This is a genomic window from Arthrobacter livingstonensis, from assembly GCF_003219815.1.
In the GTDB taxonomy this organism is placed as follows: Bacteria; Actinomycetota; Actinomycetes; order Actinomycetales; family Micrococcaceae; genus Specibacter; species Specibacter livingstonensis.
Genome location: NZ_QJVD01000002.1, coordinates 1 through 19424, shown reverse-complemented (window position 1 = coordinate 19424; position 19424 = coordinate 1). Strand labels below are relative to the sequence as shown.

The 19424-nt window shown below is 64.7% G+C and carries 17 protein-coding genes, 1 other RNA gene and 1 pseudogene; 17 read left to right on the top strand and 2 right to left on the bottom strand.

Translation table 11 applies throughout. The features are described 5' to 3' along the window. On the bottom strand, positions 1-2361 hold a 2361-nt coding region (locus CVV68_RS23350), incomplete at its 3' end, for a GH25 family lysozyme (RefSeq protein ID WP_170133059.1). 265 nt (positions 2362-2626) lie between these two features. Here CVV68_RS23350 and galE point away from each other — a divergent pair. Further along, entirely contained in the window at positions 2627-3643 is a 1017-nt protein-coding gene (gene galE / locus CVV68_RS02145) for a UDP-glucose 4-epimerase GalE (protein ID WP_110499374.1), read from the top strand. A gap of 138 nt (positions 3644-3781) precedes the next feature. Here galE and CVV68_RS02140 read toward each other — a convergent pair whose 3' ends face one another. Next, positions 3782-5752, bottom strand: coding sequence for a DUF6541 family protein (locus CVV68_RS02140; RefSeq protein ID WP_110499373.1), 1971 nt, complete (start codon positions 5750-5752; stop codon positions 3782-3784). Between the two features lie 340 nt (positions 5753-6092). Between CVV68_RS02140 and CVV68_RS02135 the strand changes: the two genes are divergently transcribed. The 16 genes and pseudogenes from CVV68_RS02135 to ssrA all read left to right on the top strand — a co-directional run bounded on the left by CVV68_RS02135 (position 6093) and on the right by ssrA (position 19226). Further along, entirely contained in the window at positions 6093-7316 is a 1224-nt protein-coding gene (locus tag CVV68_RS02135) for a TadA family conjugal transfer-associated ATPase (RefSeq protein ID WP_110499372.1), read from the top strand. Continuing rightward, positions 7316-8170 (top strand): type II secretion system F family protein, encoded by an 855-nt coding sequence (locus CVV68_RS02130; RefSeq protein ID WP_110499371.1) that lies wholly within the window; start codon positions 7316-7318, stop codon positions 8168-8170. The genes CVV68_RS02135 and CVV68_RS02130 overlap by 1 nt, the downstream gene beginning before the upstream one ends. Next, positions 8167-9105, top strand: coding sequence for a type II secretion system F family protein (locus CVV68_RS02125; RefSeq protein WP_110499370.1), 939 nt, complete (start codon positions 8167-8169; stop codon positions 9103-9105). The genes CVV68_RS02130 and CVV68_RS02125 overlap by 4 nt, the downstream gene beginning before the upstream one ends. Before the next feature lie 108 nt (positions 9106-9213). Then, positions 9214-9459 (top strand): hypothetical protein, encoded by a 246-nt coding sequence (locus CVV68_RS24085; protein ID WP_245933280.1) that lies wholly within the window; start codon positions 9214-9216, stop codon positions 9457-9459. A gap of 44 nt (positions 9460-9503) precedes the next feature. Next, a complete protein-coding gene (locus CVV68_RS24080; protein ID WP_245933279.1) occupies positions 9504-9848 on the top strand; it encodes a TadE family protein in 345 nt (114 codons plus the stop codon). Continuing rightward, on the top strand, positions 9849-10187 hold the full coding sequence (locus CVV68_RS23345; RefSeq protein ID WP_170133058.1) for a hypothetical protein: 339 nt from the start codon (positions 9849-9851) through the stop codon (positions 10185-10187). Positions 10188-10236: 49 nt separating this feature from the next. Further along, positions 10237-10623, top strand: a complete 387-nt coding sequence (locus CVV68_RS02115) for a hypothetical protein (RefSeq protein WP_245933278.1) — start codon at positions 10237-10239, stop codon at positions 10621-10623. A gap of 53 nt (positions 10624-10676) precedes the next feature. After that, positions 10677-11084 carry a pilus assembly protein TadG-related protein gene (locus CVV68_RS02110; protein WP_110499368.1) on the top strand — a complete coding sequence of 136 codons (408 nt, stop codon included), beginning with the start codon at positions 10677-10679 and terminating at the stop codon, positions 11082-11084. A gap of 93 nt (positions 11085-11177) precedes the next feature. Next, positions 11178-12296 carry a peptide chain release factor 2 gene (gene prfB, locus CVV68_RS02105; RefSeq protein WP_110499367.1) on the top strand — a complete coding sequence of 373 codons (1119 nt, stop codon included), beginning with the start codon at positions 11178-11180 and terminating at the stop codon, positions 12294-12296. Positions 12297-12472: 176 nt separating this feature from the next. Continuing rightward, positions 12473-13168, top strand: a pseudogene (gene ftsE, locus CVV68_RS02100) (cell division ATP-binding protein FtsE); the annotation flags it as partial. Between the two features lie 266 nt (positions 13169-13434). Further along, positions 13435-14349, top strand: coding sequence for a permease-like cell division protein FtsX (gene ftsX / locus CVV68_RS02095; protein ID WP_110499365.1), 915 nt, complete (start codon positions 13435-13437; stop codon positions 14347-14349). Positions 14350-14425: 76 nt separating this feature from the next. After that, positions 14426-15862, top strand: a complete 1437-nt coding sequence (locus CVV68_RS02090) for a M23 family metallopeptidase (RefSeq protein WP_245933277.1) — start codon at positions 14426-14428, stop codon at positions 15860-15862. A 254-nt stretch (positions 15863-16116) separates the two neighbouring features. Beyond that, positions 16117-16587 carry an SsrA-binding protein SmpB gene (smpB, locus tag CVV68_RS02085; protein ID WP_110499364.1) on the top strand — a complete coding sequence of 157 codons (471 nt, stop codon included), beginning with the start codon at positions 16117-16119 and terminating at the stop codon, positions 16585-16587. A gap of 3 nt (positions 16588-16590) precedes the next feature. After that, positions 16591-17472: a cytochrome c oxidase assembly protein gene (locus CVV68_RS02080; RefSeq protein WP_110499363.1), complete on the top strand. Its 882-nt coding sequence runs from the start codon at positions 16591-16593 to the stop codon at positions 17470-17472. Positions 17473-17477: 5 nt separating this feature from the next. After that, positions 17478-18785, top strand: a complete 1308-nt coding sequence (locus tag CVV68_RS02075; RefSeq protein ID WP_245933276.1) for a glycoside hydrolase family 3 N-terminal domain-containing protein — start codon at positions 17478-17480, stop codon at positions 18783-18785. Between the two features lie 74 nt (positions 18786-18859). Further along, positions 18860-19226: a transfer-messenger RNA gene (gene ssrA / locus CVV68_RS02070) on the top strand. Positions 19227-19424: the final 198 nt, after the last annotated feature.

Here is a 19424-nt window from a genome sequence, read left to right as displayed (position 1 = left end):
GGAGAGGGCGTCGGGGAACACTGCGCCGCTGGCGATGTAGGCGACGCTGACTCCGGGGGCGAAGGTGGCCTTGGAGACGGCCGCGGAGACCGCATACCTGTCGGCCCCGGCAACGCGGGAAACCGGGTTGTACGGAACCACCGGCGAACTAGCCGACGACGACGGCGAGAAACCTCCGGCGTTGCTCGCTGCCGCCTTGAATGTATAGGATTTTCCATTGGCCAGGCCGGCCACCGTGCAGGTCCCCGACGCAGCCGCAATGGTGCAGTTGGAACCGCCGGGCGAGGCGGTGACCAAGATGCTGGTGGAAGCCGCGCTGCTGGCATTTTTTGCCACGGTGATGGATGCCCGGCCATTGCCCGCCACAGCCTTGGGGGTTGGCGGTGCCTGCGGCTTTTGGGGCGGGTTGATGTTCTCGCCGCCCGCAATCAGGAATGAGCCCCAGCCGCTGCCGATGGCAGACACGCTGCCGAACTTTGAGTTGCTTGGAACAGGGACGTAGCTGATCGCGCCAGCCGCGGTCCGCCAGATCAGGCCGTTCGAGCCCGAGAACGCAAAATCGCTGTAGACGGTGATGCTGGTGAAGGCGTTCCAGCCGCTGCCGATGGTCTTGCGGGGCTCGTTGATAAACGCACCGGCCCCGTTGGAGCGTGCCAGGCGGAGCGTGCCGTCCGGATACTGGGCGAGAATGTCCTGGCGGCCGTCGCCGTCGAAGTCCAGCATGGTCATGTTGATGCCGTTCCAGCCTTGGGCGATTCGCTGTGCGGCGCCCAGCGAGCTGCCGGCAGGATTGGCCCAGAGATTGACGTCACCGTTGGCGGCGCGGGCCAGTATTTGTGGATATTTGCTGGAATTGAGCCAATAGCCAATCGTCAGCTGGGAGGTTCCCCAGCCTGACGCAGCGAGCGATTGGGATCCGCTGAATCCGCCGCCACGCAGACCCTTGTAGAGGGATAGCGAGCCGTTGGTCCGTTGCGCAATCAGGTCCAGGACGCCGTCGGAATTCCAGTCAATGACGGTGATGGAACGCATGCCCGTCCAGCTCTGTCCGATTTGCTTGCGCGCTCCAAAGCCCCCGGATCCGGTGGCGGGGTACCTCCACAGGGCTCCGGAGCCATCGGCCGCCACCAGGTCCGCAGGGGAAGGAATGGACGGGTTGTTGGCGGGGACCGTCGGCGGCTTGGGCACCTGGGCGTCGGCCTTGGTGGCGAACGTCTTCAGGCTGGCAAGCGTGCCGTTCCAGGCATTGGAGTCGCCATCGAAGGGACCGGTGGAGCTGTATTGCCAGACGCTCTGAACTGACCAGCTATTGGGAAGGGCTCCGAGCACCGTGGAGTAGGCGGCAACGTGGAGGGGCTGGTTTGAGAAGGCGCTGGAGTTCCCGGTGCAGCGGGACCACCAGTCTGTGGTGGTGTAAATCATCGGCAGACGGCCGGTGCGGGCCTTCACCCGGTTTGAAAAGTCCTTGATCCAGGTGACCATGGAGCTTTGGCTGAAGTTGTAGCAGGTGTTGCCCAAGGTGGAATAGGGGTTGTATTCGATGTCAAGCAGCGGTGGGAGTGTCTTGCCGTCTCCGCTCCAGCCGCCACCGTTGTTGACAAAGAAATCTGCCTGGGCGACCGCCGATGATTGGCCCGGCAGGGCAAAATGGTAGGCGCCCCGGATGAATCCTGCATTCGCAGCGCCTGTGTACTGGTTGCCGAACGCGCTGCTGGTGAAGTTGTTTCCTTCTGTCGCCTTGATATAGGCGAACTTGGCGCCAAGATTTGCTTGGGCTGCCCAACTCACATTGGGCTGCCATCCGCTGACGTCCAGGCCCTGAACGCCGGCGGGCCTGAAGGTTGCCGACAGGCTTTCAGCGTATGGGGCGGCCATCATCGAGCGCTTGGCGGGAATTGCGGCCTGCGGGTCGACGTTCATGGCCAACTTCTTGGCGCCCTGACCCATGGCCGCCCCGAGTGCACCCTGCTGCTCGGCCAATGTTTCGCCGGGATTCACGGATGGCCCGGCTTCAGCCGACGGCTCGATGGTTGTTGGCGCCGTGGTCATTACCGGCGTGCTGGGTGCCGTTGTTGCAGCGGCAGACGGGCTTTGCACCGTTTCCGGCAGCGGGTCAAGCGCGGGAGCCGGCGTCGGCTCACGTGTCGGGACGGTGGCCGGTTCAGCTATCGGCACCGAGGTTGACGGTACGGAAACCTCGGTAGACGTCGCGGTTGATTCGCCGGGGGCGGCCTTGGCCGGAACTGTCCCCATCGAGAGGGCCAGGGAGGCTGCCACGAGTCCCGCGGCCGCAATTCTTGTCAGGCGAAGCGACGGCAGGCGGGTGGGGCAGCTGATCAGCTTGGGCCGGGTCGTAAACATAAGTGGGGCTCCGGTGCAGTATTTGTGGTTGGTGACACCTTGAATCGGCGAAAGCAGGCAAGAGATCAAGATGCGCCCCCAGGCCCACATACGGGCAATGTTACCCTTCTAGAGCTGAAACGGCGTGCTACGCAAGTGACTCGTGATGCGAATGTTATGGATGTTGCTTCGGGAAGGCCGCACCGGAATCGACTATGGAACGAATCCATGCCGTGTCCGGCACAGGTGCAAAAGGGCGCGGCGTGCGCCCTATAGGCTGGAACGCATGAAAGTTCTGGTGACCGGCGGGGCCGGCTACATAGGTTCGCACACTGTCCTCTGCCTGCTGGAAGCGGGGCACGACGTCGTCGTCCTTGACAACCTGGCCAACTCCTCGGCGGAGTCGCTGCGCCGGGTGGAAAGGCTGACGGGCCGCCATCCGGATTTTGTTGAGCTGGACTTGTTGGACGCCTCCGGAGTTGACGGACTCATCGCCGGCGCCGGCTTCGACGCGGTCATCCACTTCGCCGGGCTCAAGGCCGTGGGGGAGTCCGTGGCGCAGCCGCTCATGTACTACCAAAACAACATCGTGGGCACCTTGAACCTGCTGGCCTCCATGGACAGGCACGGAGTGCGCACCATCGTGTTTAGCTCCTCGGCCACCGTATACGGTGCCAGCGAGGAGGTGCCGCTCATCGAGAAGATGCCGTTGGATGCCACCAATCCCTATGGGCGCACCAAGGAACAGATCGAGGACATCCTCACCGACCTCGGGGCGGCGGACCCGACGTGGCGCGTGGCGCTGCTGCGCTACTTCAACCCCGTCGGCGCGCACGAATCCGGCCGCATCGGCGAGGACCCCAGCGGCATACCCAACAACCTCCTGCCGTTCGTGGCGCAGGTGGCAGTGGGGCGGCGCGAAAAAGTCATGGTGTTTGGCAACGATTATCCGACGCCGGACGGCACCGGGGTGCGCGACTACATCCATGTGATGGACCTGGCCGCCGGCCACCTGGCAGCACTCGGCTATCTGCCGGCGCACGCGGGGGTGTTCCGCTGGAACCTTGGCACCGGCAATGGCTCCTCGGTGCTGGAAGTGATCCAGGCGTTCGGGGACGCAGCAGGCAAGCCCATTCCCTTTGAATTTGCGCCCCGGCGTCCCGGGGACGCGGCGGTCAGTTATGCGGACCCGTCAGCAGCGCTGGCGGACCTGGGCTGGTCCGCGCACCGGAACCTGGCGCAAATGTGTGGGGACCACTGGCGCTGGCAGAGCGAGAACCCGCAGGGGTATGGCAAGGACTGACGGCACTTAGACGAAAATGTTGCCCAGACCATATCTGGGCAACGCTGCGACTGCTGTCTTGGCGGCACGGCTCAACTGTTCCAGGCGGAGGACATTGGCAACATCGTCGCCCTGAACAAGCGGCCTTTCTTCGGCGCGTCAGCCGCAGTCCGTGATCCGGTAGAGTTTGACGTCGCCTTCGTGGTCCAACAATTTCAGGCCGGGGAGGATGGCCAGTTGCTCGGACGTGGGGAATACAGTGTGCAAGTTGTTCACTTGTTGGCTCCCGAAGTCGAGCAGGTAAAAGGCGTTGAGCTTCTCCACCGCATGACAAACGGCTGGGTTTGTGCCAAGGCTCGGGAAGTAGCCAAGCACGATCGAATCACTTTTGTCAGCCTTCGAACCTACGGCTGGCAGGATGACGTTGCGGTCGGCCAGTGCATAGGCCAGTGAGGCTCCAGTCGCAGGGTTTGCAATGATTGTTCCGTCCGCCGGGACGTGCTTATCCAGTCGCAAGAGCAGTGCATGCTCGTCGCTGGTTAGGAGGGGAGAAGTGGCCGTGTAATCATATTTGGCACGGGCCATGCCCTGGGCCGTGGCCACAGCGAAGCCCTGTGCCAGAACAATCAAGATGACCCATGAAGCCAAACCTAGTGCCAGTCCCGCGGTCCGGCCGCGCCCCTGAAGCCGTTTCGCAACGGGTCTTGCCGCCATTGCCAGGTCAAACAGCCACACGGCGCCCGCGGCCGCCAGCGGCAACGCAAACACCGGAATCATGGCGGCCAGCCTGTAGCTGTCGTTGTACCAAACTTGGGTGATGAAGTCGCGCAGGTCATCTTGCTTAAATGCAGAGGAAACCACAAACAGGAAGACGCTGATGGCGTACGCACCGAGCAGCCAATACCCCCGCCGAAGCCGGAAGACCGCGTAGACACCGACCACCATCAGGCTGGCTGCGAGCCACGGCATGGGCCTCCCCAACAGCCCACCTGTCAGGGCCTCGCCAATGCCTTGGGGGATGGTCTGAAACGGCGGCCAGGCGGACGCGGCCTTGCTGGGACGCACTACGCCCCAAAAAATGTCCAAGAGAACAAAGTACGCCAGCGCCAGTGCAGCGGCTCCCGCGGCCCAGGGCCAAGGAGTCCTTCCGACTGCGGCATCCCGGATCCGCAGCACCAGCCAGGTCACTAGGGGCGCCAGCGCGAACAGACCAAAGGCCATGAGGATGCTGGGATGTGCCATTGCCAGGCCGGGCAGGCCCACGGCGATCAGCACGGCGGCAAGCAATGGACCTGGCCGTGGTGCCGCGGACAGCTTCAACATGTCCGCAGCCAGGGCCATGAAGGCCGGCAGGATCGCAATCGCGAGGAAGTTAGGATAGAGGACACCGAATTCCACCAGCAGGTACGGGAAGGCGGTAAAGGCGGCCGTGAGGGCCCCGGTTGCCAGGAAGGCGGCCGGACGGTTACCAAGGACACGGCTCGCCAGGTACATGCTTGAGGTTGTCCACACGAGCGCCCCGATCACCATGTTAACAGCGTTGGTCCCGACGGGGATCGGCACGGACGTGGTACCCACCACCAGTGCCACCAAATCATGCCAAGCGGCCGGATAGAACCCGGACGCAGCGGCTTCATTGAGGTTGCTGATGTTCAGCGAGGAACCGTTGCCCGTGTTGAGAATGAACCGGACGGCGTTGAGGTGGAAGACGTTGTCGTACGTCTGGGAAATGTTCTCAGGAGCGATGAAGATCTTCGAAAAGCGGATGGCAAGGATAGCGGCCGGCGCGGCGAATCCAGCGCAAATGGCAAGCACAAGCGGCCGACTGGGCCGCACCCAGGCCGTTCCCCCTTGGCCTGCCTTGTGCAGGCGCAGGACGAACGGCAGCCTGATCGCCAATACCACCAGGCAGCCGGCGAGGGTGAATGCTGCCAGTACGCCCAGCGACCAGGGCGCATGCAGCTTTTGCGCGGCGATGGCAGCCAGCGAGACGAGTGAGACCGTCAGCGGTGCGGCAGTGGCAGCCCACGTCAGTCCCCTGGCGCCTAGGCAACGGGCCAGCATCGCACCGGGGACGAAGATGATGAGCGCCGCGACGATGATGGTGGGAATTGTTTGCAGCCACGTCATGAAATTCTGGAACTCTCCCTAGGAATGTTCGCCGGTCCCTCGAAGCGAGTTCCCTTGCAGGTCCTTGGTGATTCTAGCAATCAGGGCACGGACCGATCGACTCAGCTTCCCGGAGGTATTGCTATGAGCCAACAAGCCCCGCCCTTCTCGGCCACGCTTCCCATGGAAGAATGGCGGGTTCAGACCAGCTGACTGGGGCTTCGATGTGAAATTGGGACCTTGATCATCCCGGCCAATGTTGTCCACAAGCTGGAATTGCTTCTGGCGTGTCCTTCGTCGCGGGGCTAGGCTCCAATTGTCAGGGGGATGGGCACGTACCGCAGCGTGGCGGGGAGGCACAATGGATGCGCTGGCACTGGTTGAGGACGAGGTTCGCGAGCTCATTAGGCGCAGGGGCCTGGACCCATTGCGGCAGGGTGGTGAAGTGCGGCACCTGGTGGAGGCGGCCGTTAACGACTATGGGGAACGTTCACTCGTGGGCGCAGTGCCACCGCTGGCCCATGCCGGGGATGCCAAGCAGCACGTGTTCGACGCCGTTGCCGGCTTTGGTGCGCTGCAGCCGTTTCTGGACGATCCGGACATTGAGGAAGTCTGGCTCAATGCACCGGACGAGGTTTTCGTGGCCCGCAACGGCGAATCGGAGCTGACGCCCCTGGTCCTCACCCAGCAGCAGCTGCAGGACCTGGTGGAGCGGATGCTGAAAAGTTCGGGCCGCCGGCTCGATTTGAGCAGCCCGTTTGTGGACGCCGCACTTCCGGACGGATCCCGGCTGCACGTGGTCATCCCGGACATCACCAAGTCCCACTGGGCCGTGAACATCCGCAAATTCACGGCACGCGCCAGCCGCCTGGAACACCTGGTGGAGCTGGGCTCCCTCACCCCGCAGGGCGCACGCTTTCTCGGTGCCGCCGTCAGCAGCGGCTTGAACATTCTGGTCTCCGGCGCCACCCAGGCGGGCAAGACCACCATGCTCAACTGCCTGGCCGCCGGCATCGGATCCCGTGAGCGTGTGGTGACGGTGGAGGAGATTTTTGAACTGAAGCTGCCGCTGCGCGATGTGGTGGGCCTGCAGTGCCGCCAGCCCAACCTTGAGGGAACTGGGGAAATCCCGTTGCGGCGCCTGGTCAAGGAAGCCCTGCGAATGCGTCCGGACCGGCTTATTGTGGGCGAGGTGCGGGAGGCTGAAAGCCTGGACATGCTGATCGCCTTGAACAGCGGCCTGCCCGGGATGGCGTCGGTCCACGCCAACTCGGCGCACGACGCCGTCGTGAAGATCTGCACGCTGCCCCTGCTGGCCGGCGAAAACATCACCGCGGCCTTCGTCGTGCCGACCGTGGCGGCCTGCATCGACCTGGTGGTCCACTGCGTAAGGCTGCCCAACGGGAAGCGCCGGGTGGGGCAGATTCTGTCGCTGGGACGCCGTGTGGAAAACGGCGTCATCGAATCCGGCATGGCCTTTGACACCGTGGACGGCCGGCTCACGCCATCCCCGTCCGCCATGCCGTCACCGGAAAAGTTTGCCGCGGCCGGCTACAGCGTGGCGGCCCTGATGGGGGAATCCTGATGTCCGCGCTGGTGGGTCTGCTGGCGGGGCTGGGCCTTTTCCTGGTCTGGACGGCGTGCTGGGGTGCACCGGAGGAAGCGGCGCGACCGGTTCGGCGCAGCAGGCTCGAGGAACTGCTGCAGCAGGCCGGTGTTGTCCAGGTGACCCCGGCCTCCCTGGTGGCCAGCACGTTGGGCCTGGCCGTCCTGGCCGCCCTGGTGGTGCTGCTGCTGACCGGGGCGCCACCCGTTGCCCTGTGCCTGGGTTTGTTCAGCGGCTATGTCCCCATTGCACTCCTGCGCTGGAGGGCACGACGCCGGTCATCCGTCCTCCGCGAGCTCTGGCCGGACGTCGTGGACCATTTGCGCTCGGCCATCCGCGCGGGGCTGTCCCTGCCGGAAGCCTTGATCCAGTTGGGTGCCAAGGGCCCTGTGGAGCTGCGAAGCGAATTTGTCAGCTTTGGGGCGGACTACCGCTCCACCGGCCACTTTGAAGCAGCCCTGGAAAAACTCAAGGACCGGCTGGCCGACCCGGTGGCGGACCGCATCATCGAGGCCCTGCGACTGACCCGCGACGTTGGCGGCACCGATCTTGGCCGGCTGCTCGGAACGCTGTCCGAATTCCTCCGCGACCATGCCCGGACCCGCAGCGAACTCGAGGCGCGGCAATCCTGGACCGTCAACGCGGCCCGCCTGGCAGTGGCCGCGCCGTGGATTGTGCTGGTGCTCATGGCGACCCGGCCCGAGGCCATTGCCGCCTACAACTCTGCGGCAGGCTGGCTGGTGCTGGGCGGGGGCCTGCTGGTGTCGGTGATTTGTTACCGGCTCATGCTGCGCATCGGCGCCTTGCCGGGGGAACGGCGGGTGCTGGCATGAACGGCCATGGGGCCGCCGTCCTCGGGGCAGGACTGGCCCTGGGGCTGGGCCTGTGGCTGGTGTTTGTCCGCCTGCCTGCCATGCGCAGGCCCACCTTTGCCGAACGGGTGGAGCCGCAGTTGCGCAGCGTCGCGAGCCGGTCGGGGCTGCTGGCCGTGGAGGATTCCGCCGCCCTCTTTGGCCCGCTGGGGCGGATCTTCCGCCTGCTGGTCTCCGATGCCATGGTCCGCCTGGGCCGGTTCAACATCAGCGTGAAGGGACTGGCCGCGCGGCTGGAACGGGCAGGGCGGAACGAATCACCCTTGGAATTTCGGGCCGTGCAGCTGCTGTGGACAGGGGCGGGCCTGGTGATCGGGCTGGCCGGTTCCCTGTTCCTGGTGTGGAGCGGGCACGTCAACGTCATGGGCGCCCTGGCGCTGACGGCTGCACTGATGCTGGGCGGCTACCTTGGCTGCGACTATCTGCTCGGTGCCCGCATCAAGCGCCGGCAGGCCCGCATACTGGCCGAATTTCCGGCTCTGGCCGAGCTCATGGCCCTCGCCGTGGGCGCGGGGGAGAGCGCCGCCAGCGCCCTGGACAGGGTGGCCCGGCAGTCCCGCGGCGAGCTGTCGGGCGAATTTACCCGCATCCTGGCGCAAACCCGCACCGGGACGCCGCTGGTGGAGGCGCTGGCGGCGTTTTCCGAACGTCTGGGCATCCCGGCGCTGACCCGCTTTGTGGATGGGATCAGTGTGGCGGTCAGCAGGGGGACGCCACTGGCCGACGTCCTGCGCGCCCAGGCCCAGGACGTCCGGGACGTGGCCAAGCGGGAGTTGATGGAAGCTGCCGGACGCAAGGAAATTGCCATGATGGTCCCGCTTGTTTTCGGGGTGCTGCCGCTCACCGTCGTGTTTGCCGTATTCCCCGGGCTCGCCCTGCTGCAGTTCGGCTTCTAATGCAAACCTTCCCGCATCCGCCACCGAGTACTTTTCAACACCCGCCGCACGCGGCGGACAACCATCACCACCGCAACGAGGGGACACACCATGGAAAAGGAATATCCGATGGCCGAACGCGCATTGGCGCTTCTGCTGGCAGGACAACAGGCAGCCGGACTCTGGCTGGCCCGGCTCGGACGGCGGCTGGGACTGTACCGGCTGCTTCCGGCCACCGGACGGGCCCGCGGAGATGTTCCCGGCTGGGTGCTGATCACACTCATGTCCGCCGTACTGGTGGCGGGACTCCTCGCCATCGCGGGTCCCGCCCTGCAAAAGATGTTCAACGAGGCCATGGACCAGGTTCATCCGTAACCCTGCCGCCGGCCGGAAGGAAATCCGAACAGGGTGCCGCCGTCGTGGACTTTGTGCTGGTCTCCGCGATCGTGACCATCATGTTCCTGGCACTTATTCAACTGGCCCTGGTGCTGCATGTGCGCAACACAGTGGCGGATGCGGCATCGTCGGCAGCCAGGTACGGCGCGCTCGCCGACAGGACGGCCCAGGATGCGCAGGATCGGGCCGAACTCCTGATTGGGACTGCACTCGGCAGCGGATTCGCCCAGGAAGTCTCCGCCACGGTGTCCTCCGTCAACGGCGTCTCCATCCTGACCGTCTCCGTCACGGCACCGATGCCGCTGCTGGGGCTGCTCGGTCCGGGGCGGCAGCTGGAAATGAGCGGGCATGCCGTCATTGCCCGGTGAATGGCCCGGCGTCTTCAGCGCTCCTGGCGCGCGACCTGGCGTACTGCCTGCCACGCAAGCTGGCGCGACGGCGGGCCTGCCGCCAGGCACGACGCCTGCCACGCAAGCTGGCGCGACGGCGGGCCTGCCGCCAGGCACGACGCCTGCCACGCAAGCTGGCGCGACGGCGGGCCTGCCGCCAGGCACGACGCCTGCCACGCAAGCTGGCGCGACGGCGGGCCTGCCGCCAGGCACGACGCCTGCCACGCAAGCTGGCGCGACGGCGGGCCTGCCGCCAGGCACGACGCCTGCCACGCAAGCTGGCGCGACGGCGGGCCTGCCGCCAGGCGCGACGGCTGACCATCCGCCTCCCGCGACGGCAGGCGGCACAGAGCGGGGGAGCGCCATCGTGGAGTTTGTGTTCCTGGCGGTGCTGTTAATGGTTCCGGTGGCGTACCTGATCCTCACCGTGGGCCAGCTGCAGGGCGGAGCCTACGCCGTGGTGGGGGCCGCCGACCAGGCGGCCAAGGTCTACGTCCTGCAGCCAGATGCCGGCGCGGCCCGCCAGGCTGCGGAAACCGCAGTTGCCATGGCCGTCACCGACATGGGCTTCGACGCGGCAAGCGCCTCGCTGACCATCACCTGCGATGGCGGGTGCCTCACCCCCGGCACCATTGTTCGGGCACGCGTGACCCTCAATGTCGAGCTGCCACTGGTCGGCGGCATCCCCGGCGCCAGGCAATCCGCGGCCACCGTGGAGTCATCGGCCACGCAAAAGGTGGGTCGCTTCAAATGAGGCGGCTTCACAGGGGTCTTCGTAAAAGCCCGGCCCCGCAGGAGGGGCACATCATGGTGCTCATGATCGGCTACGTGCTGCTTGCCTTGCTGATCATGACCGTGGTGGCCGCCGGCTCCAGCATTTACCTCGGCCACAAGAAGCTGCTTTCCATGGCGGATGGTGCAGCGCTCGCAGCCGCGGACACCTTCGTCCTCAACGGCGGGGCAGCCAGCACAGATCCCGGCACGCTGCTGAACAACCGAGGAATAGATGCAGCCGCTCGCGACTATCTCGCCGGCACGGAGCTCCCCCAATCCCTTTCGGGTGTCCAGATGGCGGCCGGCACGGGAACCCCCGACGGCCGCACCGCCGTGGTGTTCCTGACCGGCGTCGTGCATCCGATGTTCATCAACTTCCTGGTGCCGGACGGGATCGTCCTGACCGTGAGCGGCACCGCCCGCGCCCACCTGGTCCTGTAACCGTCCAATCCACCGGCAGCCCCATGGCATTCCGCGGCTGCCGTTGAGGGTACCCGGTGGACCATCCCTGCGCATGCCGTACGCTTGAATATCATGGCTGAGATCGACTTTCCCGCAGAGATCCGGGCGCTGCGCGCCACCTACATCTCCATTGAGCAGGTGTCCGAGGTGGACAAGCTCCTGGAGAACATTGAAGATTTGTCCGAACAGGCGGGTTCCCCCAACCTTTGGGATGATCCGGCCGCTGCCCAAAAAGTGACGTCCCGGCTCAGCCACGCGCAGTCGAAGCTGGAAAAGCTGCGCACGCTCGAGTCCCGGATCGATGACTTGGAAGTCCTGGTGGAGCTGGCCCAGGAAGAGGGCGACGCCGATGCGCTCGCCGAGGCTGCCAAGGACCTTCCTGCCCTGCAAAAGTCGCTGAAGGACCTGGAGATCGTGACGCTGCTGGCCGGCGAGTACGACGAACGCGAGGCCGTGGTGACCATCCGCTCCGGCGCCGGCGGCGTGGACGCGGCGGATTTTGCCGAAATGCTGCTGCGCATGTACCTGCGCTGGGCCGAACGCCACGGCTACCAGACCGCAGTCCTGGACACCTCCTACGCCGAGGAGGCCGGGCTGAAGTCCGCCACCTTTGAGGTCAAGGCGCCCTACGCATTCGGCACGCTCAGCGTGGAAGCCGGCACGCACCGCCTGGTGCGCATCAGCCCGTTCGACAACCAGGGCCGGCGCCAAACCTCGTTTGCCGCCGTGGAGGTCATCCCGCTGATCGAGCAGACGGACAGCATCGAGGTCCCCGACAATGAGATCCGCGTGGACGTGTTCCGCTCCTCGGGGCCCGGCGGGCAGTCCGTCAACACCACCGACTCCGCCGTCCGGCTGACGCACCTGCCCACCGGCACCGTGGTGTCCATGCAGAACGAAAAATCGCAGATCCAAAACCGCGCCGCCGCCATGCGCGTCCTCCAGTCGCGCCTGCTGCTGTTGAAAAAAGCCGAAGAGGACGCGACCAAGAAGGCCATGGCTGGGGATGTGAAAGCGTCATGGGGCGACCAGATGCGTTCCTACGTGCTCAACCCGTACCAGATGGTGAAGGACCTGCGCACCGAACACGAGGTGGGCAACACCTCCGCCGTGCTGGACGGCGAAATTGACGACTTCATCGACGCCGGCATCCGCTGGCGCGCGGACAACCGCAACGCCGAAAACCAGTAGGGCGGCACCACCCCGGCGAAAGTTTCACAGCACTTACACGGCCCGACACACCGCACAGGGAGCACGAAAAGCCGCGAAATGGCGCCTATAGTCGATACGCTGGTGGTTTCTTCCCCCAAACCATAGCCCAGGCACCGGCATGCCAGTACCGTTCGCTGGAAGGGCAACGAAAAGTCATGATTCGTTTTGAAAATGTGAGCATAGCTTACGACCGCAAAAGCAAACCCGCCCTTGACGATGTCTCGCTGGAGGTCAACCGCGGGGAGTTTGTGTTCCTGGTCGGCTCCTCCGGCTCGGGAAAGTCCACGTTCCTGCGCCTTGTGCTGCGTGAATACAAGACCGAACACGGCCAGGTGTATGTGGCCGGCCAGAACGTGGCCAACGTTCCGAGCTGGCGGGTGCCAAAATTCCGCCGCGGCATCGGCGTGGTGTTTCAGGACTTCCGCCTCATCAACACCAAGACGGTGTTCGCCAACGTCGCCTACGCCATGCAGGTGATTGGAAAGTCCCGCGCGGCCATCCGCACCGAGGTTCCGCGCGTGCTTGAACTCGTGGGCCTGGAAGGGAAGGAACGCCGCCTTCCCACCGAACTTTCCGGCGGCGAGCAGCAGCGCGTGGCCATTGCCCGCGCCATTGTGAACCAGCCCGGCATCCTGCTGGCCGACGAACCCACGGGAAATCTGGACCCCACCACGAGCGCCGGCATCATGGAAATCCTGGACAAGATCAATCAAAACGGCACCACAGTGGTCATGGCCACGCACGACGACGACATCGTGAACTCGATGCGCAAGCGTGTCATTGAACTCGAATTCGGCCGGGTGGTCCGTGACGAGGCCCGTGCCCAGTACACCTCCATGATGCCGATCATCCCCGCAGCCGCTGCGGGAACCGCGGCGAAGGCTGGGGGAGCAGGCGCGCCAACGGCGGCAGGAGGGCCGTCCGGCGTCGAACCTTCCGCGGACGACGGCGCACCCCAGACCCGCCGCCAGCGAGCCGTGAGTGCCTTCGCCGACAGCAACGCAGTCACGAAGGAAGATTCCATGCCACCGCGACTTGTTCGCAACAGGGGCCGCGTGATCCCGCCGGATGTCGCGGCGGGAACTGCCAATGACTTTTCAAGGAATGGAGACCAGCCGTGAGACTTGCCTTCATCATGAGTGAGCTGGGCAGCGGCCTGCGCCGCAACCTGACCATGGTCATCTCCGTCATTTTGGTGACGTTTGTGTCCCTGACCTTTGTTGGCGCCGCCGGAGTCCTGCAAATGCAGATCGGCCAGCTCAAGGGCTTTTGGTACGACAAGGTCCAGGTCACCATCTACCTGTGCACCGATGTCCCGACCAACACCAACTGCGTGTCCGGCCCCGTCACGGCGGACCAGAAGGCAACCATCCAGGGCCTGCTGGATTCTCCCGCAGTCAAGCCCTATGTGGAGAAGTGGACCTTCGAAAGCCAGGCGGAGGCGCTGACCCATTTCAAGGAGCAGTTCGCCAATTCGCCCATGGTTGATTCGGTGGAGGCGGGCAACCTGCCGTCGTCATTTAGGATCAAGCTGACCGACCCGGAGAAATACCAGATCATCAACGAGTCCTTCTCGGCCACACCAGGGGTGGACTCCGTGGTAGACCAGCGCAAGGTACTGGAATCATTATTTTCGTGGATGAACATTGCCACGATTGTGGCGGTGGGCGTTGCCGTGCTCATGATCGTCTGTGCGGCCCTGCTCATAGCCACCACCATCAGGCTTTCCGCGCAGTCACGGGCCAAGGAAATCGACATCATGCGATTGGTGGGGGCGTCCAAGACGGTGATCCAGCTGCCCTTTGTGCTCGAAGGGGTCATCGCCGCCACCATCGGGGCACTGCTGGCCTCCGGGGCGGTCTGGGCGATCGTGGAATTCTTCATGGGCGGCTACCTGGCCAATGGAAACACCGGCACCCCCATCATTTCCACCACGCAGGCCCTCGTGATTTATCCGATCCTGATTTTGCTCGGGGTGGTCCTGGCCGGGATCGCATCGGCTGTATCACTGCGAAAAAACCTCAAAGTATGACGCGGCGGGGGCGGTCCCATCACTCCCGCCTCCCTCCGCACCCGCCAGGCGCCACAACGCAAGGAGCAGTTTGAGCATGGACTCGATGTCAACCGGGGGATCCGCCACCGCAGGAACCCCCCTGCCGCCACGACGCAGGCCCGCACGGTATGCCGGCCGCTTCAGCACGGCGCTGGCTGCCGTGCTGATGGCGGGTCTGCTCGGGCTCGTGCCGGCCGCACATGCCGACAACCTGGACGACAAGGCCTCCGCGCTGGAGCAGCAGGCCCACGATGCTGCCTCCGCACTGGAATTTGTCGACGCGGGCCTTGCGAAGTCCGCCTCCGACCTTGTCATGTACCAGGGCCAGCTGCCCGGCGCCCAGGCATCCCTGGCGGATGCCCAAAACCGCGTTGGGGCCGCCACCGAGCACGTCAACTCGCTGGCCGCACGCATTGAACTGGCGCAGCAAAGCAAGGACAAGATCACCGCCCAGATTGCCCTTGACTCCAAAAAGCAGGCCGAAGCCAAGAGCATGATCGGCCAAATTGCCGCACAGTCCTATAAGGCCGGCGGCATCCCGACCAACCTGGCACTAATCCTCGGCGTTGGTTCCTCCGGCGACCTGGCCAATTCGATCGACCTGGCGGAACAGGCCATGCGCGGCCAGAATGCCGCCTTGGCGCAGCTGACCACCCAAAAGGCAACGAACCAAAACGCCCGGGCCCGCCTGGCCGCCGTCGAGACCGAAATCAAGGACCTGAAGGTGCAGGCGGACGCGGCACTTGTCGCCGAGCAGGCCGCCCGCGACCAGGCTGCGGCCAAGAAGGCCACGGTTGACAAGCTGATCAGTGATTCCGCGGCCATCAACGCCAAGCTGGAAAAGCAAAAGCCGCAGATCCAGGCCAAGATGCAGGCCGTGAAGAAGCAGCAGGACGCCGTGGCCGCGGAGATCGCCGAACGCCAGCGCAAGGAACGTGAAGCTGCCGCGGCAGCCGCCAAGGCTGAGGCGGAACGGCTGGCACGGGTGGCTGCCGCCCAAGCCGCCCAGGCTGGCAATAACAACTATGTGCCCCCGCCCTATGTGCCGGCGGCACCTGGAAACCCTTCCGCCTTTGGCCTGCAACATCCGTTTGCCAGCTACGTCCCCATCACTTCCGGCTTTGGCTGGCGCCAAACGCCGCCCGGCACCATCGACTTTTACGGCACCGGCGGCTATGTGCACACGGGAATCGACTTCGGCGCCACCTGCGGCACCCCCGTGTACGCGGCAGCTGCCGGCACCGTGGTCATGGCAGGCTGGGACCCCTACGGTGGCGGGAATGGCGTGAAGATCTCCCACGGGGTCATCCAAGGCAACGCGCTGCTGACCGCCTACTACCACAACACGTCCGTGCAGGTGTCGAGCGGCCAGCACGTCAACCGGGGTCAGTTGATCGCCTACTCCGGCGGCACCGGCAACTCCACCGGCTGCCACGCCCACTTCGAAACCTGGCTCAACGGCGTCGCCGTCGACCCGATGACACTGCTCTAGCCAGCTAGCCAGCTAGCCAGCCAGCCAGCCAGGCACGGCGCAGGGCTGTCCCGCGCAGCATTGCCTCGCTTCCTGCGCAGCGCCGGGCAGAGCGGGTGCGCCACTTCTGAAGTGGCGCACCCCTACGGTGCAACCCCGCGCAGCCTCGAAGTCTCGCGGTGTCAGAGTTGCTAGACTAAAAGTCCGCACCGCACCTGCGGTGCACCAACGAGTTTTCACCGCTTGCGGTGCATCCACCCATGAAGGAGTCTGCTGTGCCCAAGGAAAGTGGCCTGAAGGTTGTGGCCACCAATCGCAAGGCCCGGCATGATTACCACATCATGGATACCTACGAGGCCGGGCTGGTGCTGATGGGCACCGAGGTTAAGTCGCTGCGCGAAGGGCGTGCCTCGCTCGTGGACGGCTTTGCCACGTTCTACAACGACGAACTGTGGCTTGAGGCCGTCTACATCCCGGAGTACCTCAACGGCAGCTGGACCAACCACACGGCCCGGCGCCGCCGCAAGCTGCTGCTGCACCGCGAGGAGCTGGAGAAGATCGCGCACAAGACCCGTGAATCCGGGTTCACCATTGTGCCGCTCCAGCTGTACTTTTTGGACAGCCGCGCCAAGGTCGAGATTGCCATAGCCCGCGGCAAGAAGGAATACGACAAGCGCCAGGCGCTGCGGGAAAAGCAGGACAACCGCGAGGCACTGCGTGTCATGCGCGAAAAGAACCGCGGCTAAACGATGCCACCCTGGAACGTATTCCTTGGCACCTGGACTTTGGACCTGTGGGCCCTTGCGCTGATCCTTGTTGCCGGAGGGCTCTATGCGTGGGGACTGGTCCGGGTTTCCCGGGCCGGCGTTCGCTGGCCGGCCTGGCGCTCCGCCGCCTTCTTCCTGCTCGGGCTGGGCCTCTACGCCTTCGTCAACTTTGGCTTCCTCGGCACGTACTCACCCCAGCTGCGGTGGGCCTTCTCCGTCCGCATAGCCATGATGCTGTTTGTGGTTCCGGCCGGGTTGGCTTTGGGCCTGCCCGTCAGCCTCGCGCGGCTGGCGATGCGCCGCGGACGGCTCCGGGCCCTCATTGCCGCAGCATCAAGGCGCCCCATGAAACTCTTTGCCAACAGCGCCGTGGCACCCGTAGTGGGCCTGGTGGTCCTTTCCATGATGCTGACCCCGCTGGCCGGCATCTCGCGACTGAGCCCCGTTCTGGAGGGCCTGCTCACTATCGCCATCCCGTTGCTGGGACTGCTCATGGTGCTGCCCATGGTGGAGGAAAAGACCCGTGTCAGCACGGCGCTGATCATGCTGCAATTCGTGTTTGCGTTCATCGAACTGCTCGCGGACGCGGCGCCGGGGCTGGTCATGCGCCTCTCGCCCAATATATTCGATGGGGCTGCGGCCCTGTCCGGAACGCTGCCGGGGTGGTTTCCAGACGCTTTGCGGGACCAGCAGCTGGGCGGGGATTTCCTGTGGTTTATTGCTGAAATCATGGACCTGCCCGTCATGATGCTGCTCTTTGTCCGCTTCTCCAAGTCGGACAAGGGCGAACGCAAAATTCTCGACGAACTCACCGACGAACAAATGGATGAACTGAACGCCGCCCACCTGCACCAGAGGGGCTGACGGGCATGGCGCTGACATCCCGCCACTGGTGGGGGATCGGTGTGGGCGCAGCAGTCCTGGCCGTTGCTGTCATCCTGGTCCTTACGTTCTCCTCACCACCCCGCACGACGCCGGTGGCCGGACCGCAGTCCCCGGCAGCGACACCTGCCTCACCTTCCGCCACGCCCACGGCCACCGCGCCAGGGGACACGGGAAGCGCCGCTCCAGCCACCGCGGCCCCGCCAACCGCCAGCCCCACCCAGGCTCCGCAACGCACGAACGCTCCGGCGAACGATCTGGCGCAGCAAAAATTGGCCGCCATGACGCTCGGGCAGCGCGTGGGGCAGGCGTTCATGGTGTCCTCGCCCGTGACCGGGGCCGATGCGCAATCCGTGCACGTGCTGGCGGACCTGCACGTTGGCAATGTGTTCATGAAGGGCCGCAGCACCGCGGGGACGGCCGGGATCGGTGCCGTGGTGGCCGAGGCCGCGGGGCATGCCTCCGAAGCGGGCGTGCGGCCGTTCGTGGCCACGGACCAGGAGGGCGGGTTCGTGCAGATTATGCGGGGGCCCGGTTTTGACGTGATGCCCCAGGCGATCGAACAGGGCCAGCTTGCCCCCGCCACCCTGCAGGCCGACGCAAAGCGGTGGGGACAGCAGCTGGCCGGATCCGGCGTGAACGTGAACCTGGCGCCCGTGCTGGACACCGTGCCGGGGGCCGCCTTTGCGCCGCGGAACGCACCCATCGGCGCCTTCGGCCGCGAATACGGGTACACGCCGGCCGCCGTGTCCAGCCACGGGCTGGCGTTCGCCCGCGGCATGCTGGCCGCCGGGGTGGAACCGGCGGTCAAGCACTTTCCCGGGCTGGGGCGGGTCACCGGCAACACTGATGTGACCACCGGGGTGACGGACAGCACCACTGTCCGCAACGACCCCTATGTGGCGCCGTTCCGCGACGCCGTGGACGCCGGAGTGCCGTGGCTGATGATCTCCAATGCGTACTACCCAAAGATTGACCCGCAGGACCTGGGTCCGTTTTCCCACGTGATCATCCAAGGCATGGTCCGCGGGGACTTGGACTTCGCCGGCATCATAGTCAGTGACGACATTTGCGACGCACGGCAGGTGGCGGCCGTGCCAGCGGCGCAGCGAGGCGTTGACTTCATCAATGCCGGGGGCACCATGGTCCTGTGCACCAACCAGTCCGTGGCACCGGCCATGTACCAGGGCATGCTGGAGGCCGCGCAAAAGAACCCCGCGTTCGCCCGCAAGATTGACGATGCCGCCTTGCTCGTGCTCGAGGAAAAGGCAGCCAAGGGGCTGATCAGCAAGTAGGGAATATTTGCCGGCGCGCATGCGCTATGCTGGATAGTCCACGGCCGTGATGGCGTGGGTTTGAAAACACAATAGGGGATGATCGGTTTCGACGGTGTTTGTCGAGACAGGTGAAGCGGGTCGAGGATACAGGGTTATCTCGTAAACGATCTCTGTAAAACAATAAGTGCTGACTCAAATCGCACTGACTTCGCTCTTGCTGCCTAAGCAGTAAGACAGTCCGTCAGCCCGGGAATGCTCTCGTCCCGGATCCTGGCGTCATTTAGAGGGCCACTGCTCTAAGTTCTTGTTGTAGGCGCTTAGGGGACTCTTATACAACTGGGCCTGGCAGCTACTTGTTTGCGAGATAGCTGGGGCCGAGAAAAACCGACGCAAACTGCACCCGGAGAAGCCCTGACAAAGCAACATCGGACGGGAGTTCAATTCTCCCCATCTCCACATCCCTATTGAAGAAGGCCTGTCCCCGCCATTGCGGCGGGGACAGGCCTTCTTGGTTTAACTGATGTGCTGGATTCGGGGTGGCTGGCGGGCGGTTTGTTTGTGTGTGCGCGCCGCTGTCTGTCAACCATGCGCCACTTTCAAAGTCGCGCATGGTTGGCAGCGGGGTGTACGCAGCTTCAGTGGGTTGGTGGTTTTAGC

What these genes read in the sequence shown, in the direction of transcription:
- CVV68_RS23345 (WP_170133058.1), top strand. Translation starts at nt 9,849, where the DNA reads ATGGCCCGGCGTCTTCAGCGCTCCTGGCGCGCGACCTGGCGTACTGCC.
- CVV68_RS02080 (WP_110499363.1), top strand. Translation starts at nt 16,591, where the DNA reads ATGCCACCCTGGAACGTATTCCTTGGCACCTGGACTTTGGACCTGTGG.
- galE (WP_110499374.1), top strand. Translation starts at nt 2,627, where the DNA reads ATGAAAGTTCTGGTGACCGGCGGGGCCGGCTACATAGGTTCGCACACT.
- CVV68_RS02135 (WP_110499372.1), top strand. Translation starts at nt 6,093, where the DNA reads ATGGATGCGCTGGCACTGGTTGAGGACGAGGTTCGCGAGCTCATTAGG.
- prfB (WP_110499367.1), top strand. Translation starts at nt 11,178, where the DNA reads ATGGCTGAGATCGACTTTCCCGCAGAGATCCGGGCGCTGCGCGCCACC.
- CVV68_RS02110 (WP_110499368.1), top strand. Translation starts at nt 10,677, where the DNA reads ATGGTGCTCATGATCGGCTACGTGCTGCTTGCCTTGCTGATCATGACC.
- CVV68_RS02125 (WP_110499370.1), top strand. Translation starts at nt 8,167, where the DNA reads ATGAACGGCCATGGGGCCGCCGTCCTCGGGGCAGGACTGGCCCTGGGG.
- CVV68_RS24085 (WP_245933280.1), top strand. Translation starts at nt 9,214, where the DNA reads ATGGCCGAACGCGCATTGGCGCTTCTGCTGGCAGGACAACAGGCAGCC.
- CVV68_RS02090 (WP_245933277.1), top strand. Translation starts at nt 14,426, where the DNA reads ATGGACTCGATGTCAACCGGGGGATCCGCCACCGCAGGAACCCCCCTG.
- CVV68_RS02130 (WP_110499371.1), top strand. Translation starts at nt 7,316, where the DNA reads ATGTCCGCGCTGGTGGGTCTGCTGGCGGGGCTGGGCCTTTTCCTGGTC.
- CVV68_RS02140 (WP_110499373.1), bottom strand. Translation starts at nt 5,752, where the DNA reads ATGACGTGGCTGCAAACAATTCCCACCATCATCGTCGCGGCGCTCATC.
- CVV68_RS02075 (WP_245933276.1), top strand. Translation starts at nt 17,478, where the DNA reads ATGGCGCTGACATCCCGCCACTGGTGGGGGATCGGTGTGGGCGCAGCA.